Here is a 14,099-nt window from a genome sequence, read left to right as displayed (position 1 = left end):
CTAATATTATCCCATTCCCCAAGCAAAGTAAACGCTCCGGTTAGTTCAATTCCGGTTTGGTCGGTCCGATGACGTAAACGGTCCGGCCTTTTTTGCGTCCAAAATTCTTCGCCGATTTCAAGGAATCGTAATAGACATCCATTTTGTGGCCTTTGATGGCTCCGCCGGTATCTTCAGCCTTGCGGAAGCCGACCCCTTCGATATAAACCCACCATCCCAAAGGAACGACATCCTTGTCGACCGCGATCGTTCTTCCCTCCGCTACCCGGGTACCGGAAGCCGTGCGCGTGCCGATGCCGTCCTCCTCGGCGGAATAGGCCGTAAGAGTCACGTTTTTGAGCACTTTTTTATATTTAAAAGAGACGCCGCCTTTCGTCGTAAGGCCGCTGATATTAACCGCGTTGGCGCTGCGGGAAATGCTGGCGGATGCGACTGCTGTCGGTTTCTTCGTGCCAACGGCAACGACTTTCGGTGAAGCGGCCTTTTTGACCTCTTTGCCGAGCCAGTGTTTGGACACGAACTTTCCGTCTTCATACACTTTTTCGATGTTATGGACTACAACGCCTTCGCTCCCGGGGAACATCACCTTCGTCGTTCCTTTAAGCAGGTTCTTGTCGGAGGTTTTCACCACGGTGAAAGGAACGTTTTGCGTAGTCTGTATTTTATGTCTGGTAACGCGGACGACCTTGATGTTCAAGTTCGCCGAGACTTTGCTGTCCAAGGCCGGTGTAATTTTATCTTCCTGCCCCAAAGTGACGCCAAGTTCCTCGATTGCTTTCCGGACACTATCCTGTGTCGTGAAATGGGTCTTTGTCGTTCCATCCACGCTTACCTTGACCGGCACGGCGCGATGGATGACAATCCGGTCCCCGTCTTGAATCGAACTGGCCAGAGAGTGAGACACGTTATCCTCCGGCTTCAAAACGATGGACTGTTCTTCCAGCACTTGATTGACCAGCGATTTCCGGGTTTCGATCTGCTGACTCTGCCCGTCAACAACCAAGTATACTTTTTTGTTGCTTTGGCTGTAAAACCAAATCAGGATGATGAGAACTACCGCGATGGACAAAATTCCGACGACCGAAATCTGACGTAGATGTTCTTGTTTCCACCGCATTGCGTAAGACATGCTGGATGAGCGCGATTCATGGGATTCCTCATTGCGGAAAATGCCCATTTCTTCCGTCCTCCTTCATAGTCCCGCCGTCTAGGTCGAATCGTGTTACATATGACGTGACTACATTTCATTTTTACGAAATGCCTAATGAAAGCCGCATTCCGCATCCCGTCCCAGTCTACCCGGCATCAAGTCACCTCCTGTTTAACACAGTATGATGACCCTATTACGTTTATTCAAAACAAAAGAAGCCTTAGAAAGAGTAAGAGGCTCTCTTTCGTGGCTTCCGAATGTCTTGGTGTAATAGGATGCACGAGTTTGCCCTCTCTTAGTACGCTTACGAGGTTAGCTGTCGGGTTAGGACGCAGAGAGCCGCCCTTTCTCCGCCATTCGCTCACGGCGCAATGACCTTGAATTCACCCCAAAGACCCGATAAAGAAATCAATTACAGTCCGGTTGGAAATCCCTTCGGCACTGTAGTCGGTTCCCCCGTTCTCCATGTTCGGAGACTCAGCGAGACTGGTTCATGGAACCATATAACGGAATCGTCAACGGCAAGTTAACGACCCCAAATCGATTACTGAAAAGATTCTATCCTGTTTCGATGCATGTTGTAAAGGACGAATCAACAACGTTTATTTTAATAATTGGTTAAAAAAATGTAATATACTCACTGGAGTTGGTTAAAAAGCATTAATCTTTCCGAAATACTCTTTTTTTCACCCGTTTTTCTCCCGATTACTCGAGATACCAAATCGTTCCAGCGCATTTTGAGTTGTAATTTCAGCGATTTCCTCCACCGAGATCCCCTTTAACTCGGCAGCGGCCTCGGCGACCAAACGGACATGCCCGGTCTCGTTTCTTTTCCCACGAAATGGGTGGGGAGTCAAATATGGGGAATCCGTTTCGATCAGCAATCGGTCCAGCGGAGTCTTCGCCAATACTTCTTTGGGCTGCTTTGCATTTTTAAACGTAATCGGTCCGCCAAACGACAAATGAAATCCCAAATCCAGACACATTTTGGCAATTTCCCAGCTGCCCGAATAGGAATGCATGACCCCGCCGATTTCGTTCGCCCGCTCCTCGCGGAGAATCCGAACAACGTCTTCGTGGGCATCCCGGTTATGTATGGAAATCGGCATTCCCAGCTCTCGGGCCAGCCGGATTTGCTTGCGGAATACCTCGTGCTGGACCTCTTTCGGGGACGTATCCCAGTAGTAATCCAGACCGATTTCCCCGATAGCGACAACCTTTTCATGTTTGCATAAATTTGCAATCCAGTCGAGATCCTCTTCTTTCATCGTAATGGCGTCCTGCGGATGCCAGCCTACCGCCGCATAAATGAAGTCATAAGTCTCCGCCAACTTCATCGTCGTCGGGATCGTATCGCGGTTAAAACCGATGTTGATCATCCGCGTCACGCCTTGCGCCAAGGCGCGTTCGATCGCTTCATGACGGTCTTCGTCAAATTGAGGCGCATCCATATGCGTATGTGTATCAAATAGTTCCATGAGTTGTCCCTCCTATGTTCCCTGTTCAAAATATTCCGCGATATGTCGCGGCAGCCGGTCCATAACCGGTCTCAATTTATTCTCAGGGTAGTACAAATGATACTTGCCCCGGTGCAAACCGCTAATGGAACGCACAATATCCGACACTTCGGAAATTTCCTTCAGCTGGTCCTGCCGGTCCAACAACAGGATCTGTTTATCCCGAAATTCCCCGTTCGGACGAAACACATCATAAGGCAGATCGGTCGGAAAATCAATTTCCAGGTCATATTCCGGGTGAAGCCCGATTCTCCCGAAGGCAGCGCGAATTTCGTCAATCGTTTCCAGGTCCAGCGATTCCACTTCTACATATTTATACAATTTGCGGTTCAAAAAACGGGCGCACAAATCGCTCAACAATTCGTCCGATTCGTTCCTCCACTGCATAAAGGCGGTTTGAACCAAAGCTTCGTCAAGCAGCAGGTATTCCTGTACGGTCAAATCCCGTTTGAACAGACCAGGTAGCGGTTCCGGAAGAAACCTGAACTCGTGTCCCCCCGCATGGAGCTCCTTCGCCCGCCGAAAGATTTGCCGCAAAATAATCTCCGAACTGCGCGTCACCGGATGAAAATAAATCTGCCAATACATTTGATACCTGGACATCAAATAGTCTTCCACCGCATGCATTCCCGATTCCTTGACGACAATTCGGCCCTGGAAAGGACGCAGCATCCGCAATATCCGGTCCATATCGATCGTTCCGTAGTTGACGCCGGTAAAGTAGGCGTCCCTCAACAAATAATCCATGCGATCCGCATCGAGCGGGCTGGAAACCAGGTTTACCACGATGGGATGCTCATAATCTTTGCGGATAACCGCGGCCACCTTCTCGGGGAAATCCTCGGCATGTCTCCTAAGTACCTCGCCTACTTCGGTATCCCCGAGCAGGATTTTGCAGGTCCAGTCCTCATGATGCATTTGAAACGCCTGCTCAATGGAATGGGAGAAGGGACCATGCCCCAGGTCATGCAGCAGCGCCGCACATAAAGCGACCAACTTCTCCTCCTGCGGCCAATCCGGATAATGGGCGCGCTCAAACTGCGATATAATGCGACGTGTAATCTCGTAAACGCCCAAGGAGTGGGAGAACCGGCTATGCTCGGCTCCATGGAAGGTTAAATAGGAGGTTCCCAATTGGCGGATCCGACGCAGCCTTTGAAATTCCGCCGTGTTTATCAGCGACCAAATCATTTCGTCCTGAACATGAATATAATTATGAACAGGATCCTTAAAAACTTTTTCTTCCCGAAGCTGAAGGTGCATGGCATAAAGTCCCCTTTCTTAATTTCAAAAAATAGTTTTTGATAAATAAAGAAGGATTGTGACTGATGTCGTAGGTTTATGTCGAAATTTGTCGTAATAAGTCGGTATAGTAACTTCCAAGATGTCGAATCTATAAATTACGGGGTAAAACGCCAAGAATCCCATTGCATCATGACCTCAAAAAGCTTAAAATTAGAAATTATACTGAACTCTACCATAAATAGGTTGACTGATCTGGCAATGGTTGGTATTATAATTATCATAAAAGATAGAAGTTTGTCGAATAATGACACTTTTAAATTATAGCGAGAGGGGCAATCATCGGTTATGATGAAATCAACAGGTATCGTAAGAAAAGTAGACGAATTGGGACGGGTCGTAATTCCTATCGAATTGCGCCGCACGCTCGGTATTGGTGAGAAGGACGCCCTCGAGATTTATGTCGACGGCGAGCGCATTATGCTAAAGAAATACGAGCCCGCTTGTATTTTCTGCGGCAATGCTGAGAACGTCACTTACTTCAAAGGCAAAATTGTTTGCCAGGAATGTTTGACCGAACTTCCTACCCCTGTGACAAATTAAGAAATATAGTATATAATAGGTTTATTAAAAACTGTTAATTCTAACCTTTTTCATATCTCCTTGGCGCCTTCAGGCTTGAACCCGGCCTGTAAGGCCCCTTTTTTTGTGCGCTTTTTTTATCTTGATGTCCAAAGGGAACCCACTATATTAACAATTTATAGACGTCACGTTTGGACATTCCCCGGTCGGAGGCGGCTTTTTTCATCGCTTCTTTTCGGGAGAGATTCTGCTCTTCCTCATAGTGGCGCACATGCGCCTCAATCGATAATTCTTGCCACCAAGCGTCCTTCCTCTCTTTGACCTTGGCGGGATCCGCTCCTTCCACCACCAGGCAGTATTCCCCCAGCGGCGGATGTTCCGTCAGCCACGTTAAGCAATCGCTCACACGGCCCCGTGCCATCTCTTCGTATCTTTTGGTCAGCTCACGAGCCAACACGATCCGACGGTCCCCCCAGGTCTCCAGAATAGCCTCCAGCGTCTTGATCACCCGATGGGGAGATTCATACAATAACAACGTGCTCGCCTCGTCCTCCAGCGAACGGAGAAGAACGTGGCGCTCTTTGGCATCCCGCGACAGAAAACCGATAAATTGAAACCGTTCCGTAGGGAGACCGGATACGATCAGCGCCGACAACGCCGCGTTGGCCCCCGGGATCGGAATTACCGAAATTCCGGCTTCTACCGCCAATTTCACCAAATCGCTGCCCGGATCGGAAATCGCCGGTAATCCGGCGTCACTGACCAGGGCCAAATTTTTTCCTTCTATTATAAAACGGATTAATTCCGGCCCGCTTGCCGCCTTATTATGCTCGTGGTAACTGAGCAGCTTGCCCGGCGAAATTTCGAAATGCGTCAGCAGTTTGCGGGTTTGCCGCGTGTCCTCCGCCGCAATAATGTCCGCTTCCCGCAGCGTTCTGACGGCCCGGTAGGTCATATCCTCCAGGTTGCCGATCGGCGTAGCCACCAGGTATAACTTACCGTAAGGGGTACCCTGCGCTTCCGCAAAACTCTTCTGTATAGTTAGACTCATGCTTCTCCCTCTTTTGGTCCGTAATAGATATTCATGATTTCCGGACAGTAGCTGCCGGACTCGTCGTAAACGATCAGCGGCGGCTGGATCCGAACATCCGGCTTGCCGTCGCGCAATGCCTCAATCAGCACCATATTGGCTTCCGCCCCGATTCGGGGATGAACAAAGCGAACGATTTTCGGTTCGAGCCGATATTGGCGCAGTAAGGTCATCATTTCCCCAAGACGCTGGGGTTTATGTACCATGAAGAATTTGCCGCCGGGTCGAAGCAGCCGCATGGCCGCAGCTATGACCTCCTCCAGCGTGCAGTGGATTTCGTGCCGGGCGATGGCTTGGTGCGGGTTGATCTTCAAATCTCCGCCCGTCAGCGGCATATAAGGCGGGTTGACGGTTATCGCGTCATAAACCGGGCGGTCCTTCTCCTTAGGGAGTTCCCGTAGATCCCCTTCGCGTATCTTGATCCGCTCCGTAAGCCCGTTCATCTCCACGCTCCGCCGGGCCATATCCGCAAGCCGCGGCTGGATTTCAATGCCGTCGATCTTTGCCTGACTGCGGGTCGACAGCAGCAGCGGAATAACGCCGTTGCCGGTACACATATCCAGCACGTGTCCGCGGCCGGGAATTTGGGCAAATCGGGCCAACAGCACGGCATCCATCGAAAAGCTGAACACCTCGTCGCTTTGAATAATCCCCAACTCGTGAGTCAGCAGGTCGTCGATACGCTCTTTTTCATAGAGTACAGGTTGCTTCTTCAAATTGATCTTCCATTCTGTAAAAAGTAATCGAAAATTTTTAAATCTTTAAAAAAAACCGTAGGAAGCATCCCTACGGTTCGTTATTTATTCAAAAAAGACAAGCAGAACAGGCAGTCGCCTTCCGTGCGCAAATGTCCGTAATTGACATTGCAGATGTGGAACCCTTCGTGATAAAGACGCGCCAGATTGTCGTACCCTTCCCCAACGATATCGATGCTTTCGTCGCCCTCCGGCCTAGGTGCCGGAGAAACCGGGGAGTCGGCGGGTGGATTGCCTTCCGCGCCGTCCCCTTTCAGAATTTTGCGCATCTTCTCGTTCTCCAGGCGAAGCTGTTGATTCTCTTCCAGCAGCCTCTTGACCTCCAGCATCAGCGTGCTAAATTGGCCGTGAACCTTACCCATTTGTTTTTCCAGCGCCTGCATATGATTGAATATATCCTTATTCTCCAAGTTCCCACCCCAGAGTCATTCTCTAAAGTCTTTCTTGAATGTATTGTCTCCTATTTCACAACGACATCGTCGAGCGGGAGCTCCTTGACTTTGCCGATTTCAAACAGCTGGACATGAACCGTCCGGGCCCCCGCGTTCAGGCCGACTACTTTACCGTCACCCAGCGAAGTGACGACCAATTTCCCGACCGAAGGGAGCTCTTCTCGCACGCTTTCATAATTATCATGCTCAAATTTCAGACAGCACATTAATCGGCCGCAAAGCCCCGATATCTTGGTCGGATTCAAGGACAAGCTTTGATCCTTGGCCATCTTGATCGACACCGGCTCAAAGTCGCCGAGCCAGGAAGAGCAGCATAATACCCGCCCGCAGGGCCCGATTCCGCCAAGCATCTTGGCCTCGTCGCGAACACCGATCTGCCGCAGCTCGATCCGGGTCCGAAAAATGCTGGCCAGATCCTTAACCAATTCACGGAAATCGACCCGGCCTTCCGCCGTAAAATAAAAAATAATTTTATTGCGGTCAAACGTAAATTCCACATCGACCAGCTTCATTTTTAAATCATGGTCTTTGATTTTATTTAAACATGTAGCAAAGGCATTCTTTGCCGCAAACTTGTTCTCCTCAACAACACGGGCGTCGGACTCATCGGCGATCCGAATGACCTTCTTCAGCGGAAGCACGACATCATTCTCTCCGACCTGCTTCTTGCCGACAACCACTTTACCGTACTCGATCCCGCGTGCCGTTTCGACGATCACACTCTGATCCTTCTCTACGGGAAGCTCCAGCGGGTCGAAGTAATATATTTTGCCCGCCTTTTTAAAACGGACACCTACTACAGTGTACAAAAACTAACCCCCTTGTATACCTATAAAAAACACACAAATTCTGTAAAAACCCATGTTCTTGCACGGGAGAAAGTTTAACTGTCCGGTCCGAAATCACTATAATCCCGAGGTCGGCGTTATCCGCCAATACCGATCAGGAACTGCTCGAGGCAGAGCTGGCTATTCATATGCTGACGCAGCTTCTTCTTGCTCTCCGCAGCCAGCGCCATGGCATCGATCCATTGCCCCGGGTTACGGGAGGAAGCGTGTCTACGAATAAAGTCCAACTCATCTATAAAAACGATATGGTCATGTCTTTGATAGAGCGAATGAAGCATATCTTTGAACCACAAATGGAAAAGGTCAAAGAGCATGTCCAAATGATCGCCTAAACCTGCTTTAAATACGCTTTGCTGCGCTGTTACCAACGGAGTTCCGCCACGGCCAGCGGTCTCCTTCCCTAATTGTAACACTACGTTTCTAATTTCTGCAAACCAATTCTGGCGCAGCAGTTCGCGGCATGCCTCCGGTCCGGCCGCCACTTGGACGGCACAGCGGGCCAGCGTTCCGGAAAAACCCTCGCCAGACAAAATTTGCAGCATTGTCTCCGGATCGAGCGGCTGGAATGGCACCCACTGGGCCCGCGATTGAATCGTCGGAAGCAGAGCGCGTCCATTGTCCGAGAGCAGAATAGCCAACGCCGGAGAAGGGGGTTCCTCCAAAAACTTCAGCAGGCTGTTCGCCGCCTGCACGGTCATTTTGTCCGCCTGTTCAATAATGTACGCCTTGGGATTACCGCTTTCCGAACGGTACGAAAAGATGCGCTGCAAATCGCGGATCTGATCGATTTTAATCGTAGCCCCCTCGGGTGCGATGACATGCAGGTCGGGATGATTGCCGTGCAGCAATTTACGGCATTCCAGACACTCTCCGCAGGCATCCTCGGTCCCCGAGGTACAAAACAAGGCCTGAACAAAAGCCAAGGCCATTTCTTTCTGTCCGCTTCCAGGCGGTCCGCTGAATATATAAGCATGGGAAATACGATGTTGACGGAGGCCGCTCTGCAATAATTGCTTCGCCGCCTCCTGCCCGATAATATCCTTGAAAGACATAATTCTGGTCTACCTTTCCAAAAGGAGGGGAGCGCCGACTCTAAAAGCAGAGATTGATCAGCATCCCTCGGATTTCGCCGATTTTTTGCAGAAGCTCGATTTTTCCTTCTTCGGTCTCCAGCAGCTCATCGGCCATGGCCAGCAGGGCGGCATCCACTTCATCCAACAGCTTGTAGCGTTTGCCGCGCCCGCGGCGATCCCAGCCCCGAGCTTCTTTAATGCCTACGCCCCGGCGGACCGTATCCTCCAAAAATCGTTTCACAAGCAGGCGGTATGCCTTAAGTTCCCGAATCGTCATGGAATGGGCAAGCCGATCCCCCTGCATTTGTATCTCTTTAAACTTGCGATTCAGCTCTTCCTTGGATGCCTGTGTGCCATGCTGCTGCATGACGTCGGAGAAGCTTTTTGCCTGAACCGGCTTGGCCGCATTTTCATTGATACCCAAACCGCTTTTTAGCGGCCGGTAACCCGGATCTATTTTCACAGCAATCACCGCCGTCTTTCTATAATCTAAATGGATTTAAGGATTTGCCTTAAAAATGTTCAAACCGGTCTACCGGCAGAACGAAAACCGTAGCTCCACCAACCTGAACCTCCACCGGCAGCGGTAAATACGAATCGGTAGTTCCGCTCATCGGCGTAACCGGGGTAACCAATTGCTCGCGTACTTTACAACTGTTACGGATTACATTCATCACGGCTTCAACCTGGTTATCATCCACCCCGATCATGAACGTCGTATTCCCCGCCCGCAGAAACCCTCCGGTACTCGCCAGCTTGGTCGCCCGGAAGTTTTCCTTCACCAACGCGCTGGATAACCGGTTGCTGTCTTTGTCCTGGACAATTGCAACGATCAGTTTCATTTGCAGCCCCTCCTCGTTAACTTAGGATTGAATAGCTCTCTTTACTATTTGACATTTACAGTCCAAAATCCTTTAAAGCCGCGGCAAGCCGGCCCCTTATCTCGGTTGCCACCTCTTCGAGGCTGGCCGACGCGTCCACCTTGCGAATACGATCCGGATACATGGCCGCCAGAATCCCATAGCCTTCCCTGACCTTATGGTGAAAATCCATTCCTTCCAGATCCAGCCGGTTGACTTCCCGGCCCTGGGCCGCAGCGATTCGGGCGATCCCCACCTCAGGCTCAATATCCATATAAAAGGTGATGTCTGGAAACCGGCCGGCGGTAGCAAACAAGTTGATCGACAGCACTTCGTCGATGCCTAGTCCCCGGGCGTAGCCCTGGTAAGCCAGACTGCTGTCGACAAACCGGTCGCACAACACCGTGATCCCCTGAGCCAAGGCCGGCTCCACCTTCTCCGCAAGATGCTGCCTACGGGCGGCCGCATAAAGAAGTGCTTCGGTTCGACTATCCATTTCCGTATGGGCGGGATTCAAGATCACCTCGCGGATTTGCTCAGCGATCCGGATTCCTCCCGGCTCCCGGGTTACGAGATAGGGAATTTCTCTCTCTTCTAATGCTTTACCCAATTCATGGATGACTGATGTCTTTCCCGATCCCTCGCCGCCTTCCAGCGTTATAAATAATCCCCGTTTTTTTACGTTCAATGCCCTTCCCTGCTTTCCGTCCTGTGCTTAATCACTTGTATGGTCTTTAACGTCGGATCGGCCGGCCCCTGACACTTGGCCTTGGCTCGGCGGAGCGCCATTAACTGCTCCTTCATGCGGCGGCTGACCGTCTCCCCCGGATACAGCAGCGGAATGCCCGGAGGGTAGGGGATTATCATCTCGGCAGCTTGGCGCCCTTCGCATTCCTCCAAGCGGATCGTTTCCTTTTCCTCCGGCCCCACCGGACGAAGTCCGAAGGCCACCGGCGACGATACCTCATCCCACGCCGACCATTTCGCATCGGTTTGGATGTTCCACGTGGAAAAACGGGAGGCCTCCCCGACCGCCGAAAGCTGCCCCAATCTCCGCAATACGCGGGAGACATCTTCACTCGTGGTCCCTGGACCAAGCGCCAGCACAACGTACCGCTCGTCGCTCATTTCGGGGACGCAGCCCCCTTCTTCCAGCTTGGCGTGCAGTTCGTATCCGCTCCATTCGCCGGTGGTATCGTAGAGAACCGCCTTCCACGGATCTTGTATAGCATATGCTGCATGATCTCCGCTTGCGCCCGGCTTCAGCAGCCCGAAGCGAGGGAGTTCGCGCAGCCCCCTCCTCAGTTGCTCCGCGGCGGCCAAGCCGCGTTCAAAAAAGGCGGACCCTTCCTCTTGCAGCTTGCTTCGGCTGAGGTCCAACGACGCCATGATCGGATAGGACGGGCTCGAGCTTTGCACCATCGCCAGCCGCTGCCGCAGCAGACCGCGGTCCAGCAGGCCGCCCTGTACGTGCAGCATGGCGCCCATGGTGAGCGCGCTCAGCATCTTGTGCGTGGACTGCACGACGCCGTCGGCGCCGGCCTGCAGCGCGCTCTCCGGCAGAGCCGGGTGCAGGCCGAAGTGGGCGCCGTGCGCCTCGTCCACGAGCAGCGGCACGCCGGCGGCGTGGCAGAGCTCGGCCAGCGGGCGCAGCGAGGCTCCCATCCCGTAGTAATTCGGGTGCGTGACGAGCAGTCCCTTGGCGCCGGGATACCGGCGCAGGGCCTCACGCACCGTCCGCTCCGACGGGATGGTCGCCAGGCCGCTGCCTGCGTCCTGCTGCGGCGCCAGAAACACCGCGTGCGCGCCCGCCAGCATCAATCCGTGGATCACGGATTTATGGACATTGCGCTGCACGAGCAGGACATCTCCCGGAGCGGTGCACACGCTCAGGATCATTGCGAGGTTGCCGGCCGTGCTGCCGCCAACCAAAAAAAACGTCTCCTCCGCGCCAAACACGCCGGCCGCCAGTTCCTGCGCCTCGCGTATAACGCCCTCCGGGTGGTGCAAATCGTCCGTGCCGTTGATCTCCGTCACGTCCAGGGCCAACACCCCGGCGAGCTCGGCCCCCGCCGCGCCTCGCTCATAGGCCGTGCCGTTCTTATGCCCCGGCACATGAAAAGAAGCGTCGCGCTTGGCGATATACTCCTGCAAAGCGGTGTATAAGGGAGCGCTTGCGCGCGTGCCTTGGGCTGCCGGCTCTTTTTTTCCCGCATTCGGGTCTTTATGATAATCATCCTGGTCGATAGTTTGGTTCAATTGTTCTGTATCCTTGCCGTGCTTCTGTTCCGCATTCAACTCGATCTGACCCTTTCGACGCTTGTCTTGCAAAAACTCTTTCGCTTCATTGTAACGCGTTCCCTTTGGAAAGGGCAACATAAAAGGACCCGTCAATTCACAGAACAGGTCCCTCCCCTAGTACTCTTATGCATTTTTTTCTACCCAAATCTGTTTCATGCGATGAATAAAGAAATGATATTTTTCCTCCTGTACATCCGTATGCACCATTTCCGCCTCGCAGGCATCACAAATGAACTCCGATACGATATGGATGCCTTCCGACTTCGGTTCCCCGCAAATGATGCACGTGCTTTCGGCATGCTGGTCCATTGTCGATCCCACCTTGTATGTTTTACTACCAGTATGGCGCAGATTCTACTATTTTAAACCTTTTCATAGTTGGTTTTCTAATATTATATATATGCCGGTTTGCGTTCGTCCGTGTTTGTACGGCATCCAACTCAAAAATTGTTTCGATTCGACCGATATACAAGGTAAGGTGTGTTTTTTTGCTGGTATTGTTTGTAGTCATCCTTAGTGGACGCACCCAAGTTAGCCAAGGAGGATTGCTGTTTCAGATGTCTGCTGATACGGGAAAAAATGCGACGTTTTACAATTATCGGTTATTAAAAAAAATCGTTCTGCCCAAGCCTTTGATTCAAGGTTTCTTGACTCTCCCTTTTATTTGGCTGATCGCGGAAATGATCTTCATCTCGTGGACGAGTATATTTTACTTTGTGCTTGCCGTTCCCATCGTATTATGGGTTCATTTCGTTATTGCACGGTCCGTACTTATTATCACCAGCCATTCTTATCGCAAACGCTGGCGGTTTACCCGGCGCTTGCCCTGGGTCGGTTATTTACCGGATCAGTACGTGAGCTATAGCACTTATCGGCAAGTGCATCTGCATGCATCCTGGATCGGCCTTGGCATCATCGCCATTCTGATCCCCTGGTCCCCCCTCTCCTTCATTATATCGCTGCTCGTATGGCATTTTTGGTTCTTGGCCCCCCGGCTGTATATCCTGGCGGGTCTTAAAAAGCAGCCCAAAAACGGCTGGATCAAGTTTAACGAGCATGACACCTCTTATTACATGTCCTGATCTCGTAACTTCTATATAACAAAAAAGCCCGGCTCCTTGTTGGTATCTCCTAACAGGATCCGGCTTCTTTGTATAGTCAACAAATATATGGCAAGCGACCACGGTCGGCGCAGGGCTATTGCCCGAATCATCGCTAAGGACTCTCCAATCCCTGTATCACGGCTTTCCCTTCCATTTTCGGCACCAATACCGTAAAGGCGTTATCGTGTATCGTCAGTTGAACTACCAATCTATCTTTATGATACACCCTCGTCGTTCCTGCGCTTTCTTCCTTCTCCTCCGTCCAGCCCCATTCCTTAATGGCTTTCTCGTAGGCTTCCGGCACGCTGTTGCTCTCTTTAAGGCCCGACAGCGAATAATGAACATAATCCATTTTCGAATTATTCATCGCGGTCTCCGTGCGTTTGGCTTCCTTAGGAACCGGAAAACTCTTCTCTACCGCCGATCCGACAAACGTCGACCAGGTAGGCTCGGAAGTGCCGCAGCCTGCGATGATGAACAACATCAGCAAGACTCCTCCCATGAAGCACAAGGAATGCCTTATTCCTCTTTGCCGCATGATGTATCCCTCCTTACCCTGCCTTATTCTCATTGTGTATTTGTACACCGGTGTTAACCCGAATGTAGGATGTCAATAAGCCCTTCAACAACGCTAAAACACCAATCTTAATTATATCCTTAGTCACCGGGCCGTCGGTAACAAAAAGGTTACATTCCCTCTGGTACTTTCTGAAGTTTAGGGATGGATTTAGGGACACCCTAGGGTGTTCCGTGCCAAGTTCTATTGTATCCCATTTCTTTCCTGAACGGATGACAATGTCCGTTACAGTTTTTTCTTACTTTTGCGGAAAAATTGACGATCCCTTAACCTCTCCATTCCTGCGATACCGTAAAATCTTTGGGGCGAGCCCCTTATGGGCCAAATTCCTGCAAATGCGCAGGAATTTTAGGGGGATAGCCCCTGCTGAGCGAAATTCCTGCAAATCTGCAGGCTTTTTTGCTACCGGGGCCCGATTCGGCCGGACGGGCCGAAAATTCCTGCACTTTTGCATCTTTTTCGCTTTTCGAGGCTAAAACGCTCGGAAATTCCTGCAGATTTGCAGGTATTTTAAATAGCACACTTATTGAGCATACAAAAAGAGCACCA

At 51.3% G+C, this 14,099-nt stretch carries 17 protein-coding genes and 1 riboswitch; of the genes, 2 read left to right on the top strand and 15 right to left on the bottom strand.

The genetic code is table 11. From position 1 onward, the window contains the following. Positions 1-40: 40 nt before the first annotated feature. The 3 genes from LBW89_RS26770 to LBW89_RS26760 all read right to left on the bottom strand — a co-directional run bounded on the left by LBW89_RS26770 (position 41) and on the right by LBW89_RS26760 (position 3,930). Positions 41-1,177 (bottom strand): 3D domain-containing protein, encoded by a 1,137-nt coding sequence (locus LBW89_RS26770; protein ID WP_148454207.1) that lies wholly within the window; start codon positions 1,175-1,177, stop codon positions 41-43. 258 nt (positions 1,178-1,435) lie between these two features. Then, positions 1,436-1,643: riboswitch (cyclic di-AMP (ydaO/yuaA leader) on the bottom strand. 193 nt (positions 1,644-1,836) lie between these two features. Beyond that, positions 1,837-2,628 (bottom strand): TatD family hydrolase, encoded by a 792-nt coding sequence (locus LBW89_RS26765; RefSeq protein WP_148454205.1) that lies wholly within the window; start codon positions 2,626-2,628, stop codon positions 1,837-1,839. Between the two features lie 12 nt (positions 2,629-2,640). Then, the gene (locus LBW89_RS26760; RefSeq protein ID WP_225040895.1) at positions 2,641-3,930 is read right to left on the bottom strand and encodes an HD domain-containing protein; all 1,290 of its coding nucleotides are present in this window, start codon (positions 3,928-3,930) and stop codon (positions 2,641-2,643) included. A gap of 327 nt (positions 3,931-4,257) precedes the next feature. On the opposite strand from LBW89_RS26760, the gene LBW89_RS26755 reads away from it, so the two are divergent. Then, the gene (locus LBW89_RS26755; protein ID WP_148454200.1) at positions 4,258-4,512 is read left to right on the top strand and encodes an AbrB/MazE/SpoVT family DNA-binding domain-containing protein; all 255 of its coding nucleotides are present in this window, start codon (positions 4,258-4,260) and stop codon (positions 4,510-4,512) included. Positions 4,513-4,654: 142 nt separating this feature from the next. Here the strand turns inward: LBW89_RS26755 and rsmI are convergent, their stop codons facing one another. The 10 genes from rsmI to LBW89_RS26705 all read right to left on the bottom strand — a co-directional run bounded on the left by rsmI (position 4,655) and on the right by LBW89_RS26705 (position 12,179). Further along, a complete protein-coding gene (gene rsmI, locus LBW89_RS26750) occupies positions 4,655-5,542 on the bottom strand; it encodes a 16S rRNA (cytidine(1402)-2'-O)-methyltransferase (protein ID WP_225040894.1) in 888 nt (295 codons plus the stop codon). Further along, a complete protein-coding gene (locus tag LBW89_RS26745) occupies positions 5,539-6,297 on the bottom strand; it encodes a tRNA1(Val) (adenine(37)-N6)-methyltransferase (protein WP_213509071.1) in 759 nt (252 codons plus the stop codon). The genes rsmI and LBW89_RS26745 overlap by 4 nt, the downstream gene beginning before the upstream one ends. 80 nt (positions 6,298-6,377) lie before the next feature. Then, positions 6,378-6,746 carry an initiation-control protein YabA gene (locus tag LBW89_RS26740; protein WP_225040893.1) on the bottom strand — a complete coding sequence of 123 codons (369 nt, stop codon included), beginning with the start codon at positions 6,744-6,746 and terminating at the stop codon, positions 6,378-6,380. A 50-nt stretch (positions 6,747-6,796) separates the two neighbouring features. Next, positions 6,797-7,597: a stage 0 sporulation family protein gene (locus LBW89_RS26735; RefSeq protein ID WP_213509073.1), complete on the bottom strand. Its 801-nt coding sequence runs from the start codon at positions 7,595-7,597 to the stop codon at positions 6,797-6,799. Positions 7,598-7,713: 116 nt separating this feature from the next. Next, complete coding sequence (gene holB, locus LBW89_RS26730; RefSeq protein WP_213509074.1) at positions 7,714-8,688, bottom strand: DNA polymerase III subunit delta'; 975 nt, start codon at positions 8,686-8,688, stop codon at positions 7,714-7,716. Positions 8,689-8,728: 40 nt separating this feature from the next. Then, on the bottom strand, positions 8,729-9,172 hold the full coding sequence (locus tag LBW89_RS26725) for a YaaR family protein (RefSeq protein ID WP_213509075.1): 444 nt from the start codon (positions 9,170-9,172) through the stop codon (positions 8,729-8,731). 49 nt (positions 9,173-9,221) lie between these two features. Next, positions 9,222-9,551, bottom strand: coding sequence for a cyclic-di-AMP receptor (locus LBW89_RS26720; RefSeq protein WP_148454187.1), 330 nt, complete (start codon positions 9,549-9,551; stop codon positions 9,222-9,224). Positions 9,552-9,606: 55 nt separating this feature from the next. Next, on the bottom strand, positions 9,607-10,257 hold the full coding sequence (gene tmk / locus LBW89_RS26715) for a dTMP kinase (protein WP_225040892.1): 651 nt from the start codon (positions 10,255-10,257) through the stop codon (positions 9,607-9,609). Next, positions 10,254-11,948 carry an aminotransferase class I/II-fold pyridoxal phosphate-dependent enzyme gene (locus LBW89_RS26710; RefSeq protein WP_225040891.1) on the bottom strand — a complete coding sequence of 565 codons (1,695 nt, stop codon included), beginning with the start codon at positions 11,946-11,948 and terminating at the stop codon, positions 10,254-10,256. The genes tmk and LBW89_RS26710 overlap by 4 nt, the downstream gene beginning before the upstream one ends. Before the next feature lie 45 nt (positions 11,949-11,993). Next, positions 11,994-12,179 (bottom strand): sigma factor G inhibitor Gin, encoded by a 186-nt coding sequence (locus LBW89_RS26705; RefSeq protein ID WP_148454181.1) that lies wholly within the window; start codon positions 12,177-12,179, stop codon positions 11,994-11,996. A gap of 248 nt (positions 12,180-12,427) precedes the next feature. Here LBW89_RS26705 and LBW89_RS26700 point away from each other — a divergent pair, with 248 nt between their 5' ends. After that, positions 12,428-12,952 carry a hypothetical protein gene (locus tag LBW89_RS26700; protein ID WP_225040890.1) on the top strand — a complete coding sequence of 175 codons (525 nt, stop codon included), beginning with the start codon at positions 12,428-12,430 and terminating at the stop codon, positions 12,950-12,952. A gap of 133 nt (positions 12,953-13,085) precedes the next feature. Here the strand turns inward: LBW89_RS26700 and LBW89_RS26695 are convergent, their stop codons facing one another. Then, on the bottom strand, positions 13,086-13,457 hold the full coding sequence (locus tag LBW89_RS26695; protein WP_225040889.1) for a hypothetical protein: 372 nt from the start codon (positions 13,455-13,457) through the stop codon (positions 13,086-13,088). Between the two features lie 407 nt (positions 13,458-13,864). Continuing rightward, on the bottom strand, positions 13,865-14,099 hold a 235-nt coding region (locus tag LBW89_RS26690; RefSeq protein ID WP_225040888.1), incomplete at its 5' end, for a hypothetical protein.

Origin of the sequence: Paenibacillus sp. alder61, assembly GCF_020179875.1 — a bacterium.
In the GTDB taxonomy this organism is placed as follows: domain Bacteria; phylum Bacillota; class Bacilli; order Paenibacillales; family Paenibacillaceae; genus Fontibacillus; species Fontibacillus faecis.
The sequence above is the reverse complement of the archived record's forward strand: the minus strand, read 5'-3'. Positions and strand labels throughout refer to the sequence as shown.

What these genes read in the sequence shown, in the direction of transcription:
- LBW89_RS26720 (WP_148454187.1), bottom strand. Translation starts at nt 9,551, where the DNA reads ATGAAACTGATCGTTGCAATTGTCCAGGACAAAGACAGCAACCGGTTA.
- LBW89_RS26765 (WP_148454205.1), bottom strand. Translation starts at nt 2,628, where the DNA reads ATGGAACTATTTGATACACATACGCATATGGATGCGCCTCAATTTGAC.
- LBW89_RS26705 (WP_148454181.1), bottom strand. Translation starts at nt 12,179, where the DNA reads ATGGACCAGCATGCCGAAAGCACGTGCATCATTTGCGGGGAACCGAAG.
- LBW89_RS26695 (WP_225040889.1), bottom strand. Translation starts at nt 13,457, where the DNA reads ATGTTGTTCATCATCGCAGGCTGCGGCACTTCCGAGCCTACCTGGTCG.
- LBW89_RS26700 (WP_225040890.1), top strand. Translation starts at nt 12,428, where the DNA reads ATGTCTGCTGATACGGGAAAAAATGCGACGTTTTACAATTATCGGTTA.
- LBW89_RS26770 (WP_148454207.1), bottom strand. Translation starts at nt 1,177, where the DNA reads ATGGGCATTTTCCGCAATGAGGAATCCCATGAATCGCGCTCATCCAGC.
- rsmI (WP_225040894.1), bottom strand. Translation starts at nt 5,542, where the DNA reads ATGAGTCTAACTATACAGAAGAGTTTTGCGGAAGCGCAGGGTACCCCT.
- LBW89_RS26760 (WP_225040895.1), bottom strand. Translation starts at nt 3,930, where the DNA reads ATGCACCTTCAGCTTCGGGAAGAAAAAGTTTTTAAGGATCCTGTTCAT.
- LBW89_RS26755 (WP_148454200.1), top strand. Translation starts at nt 4,258, where the DNA reads ATGATGAAATCAACAGGTATCGTAAGAAAAGTAGACGAATTGGGACGG.
- LBW89_RS26710 (WP_225040891.1), bottom strand. Translation starts at nt 11,948, where the DNA reads ATGTTGCCCTTTCCAAAGGGAACGCGTTACAATGAAGCGAAAGAGTTT.
- holB (WP_213509074.1), bottom strand. Translation starts at nt 8,688, where the DNA reads ATGTCTTTCAAGGATATTATCGGGCAGGAGGCGGCGAAGCAATTATTG.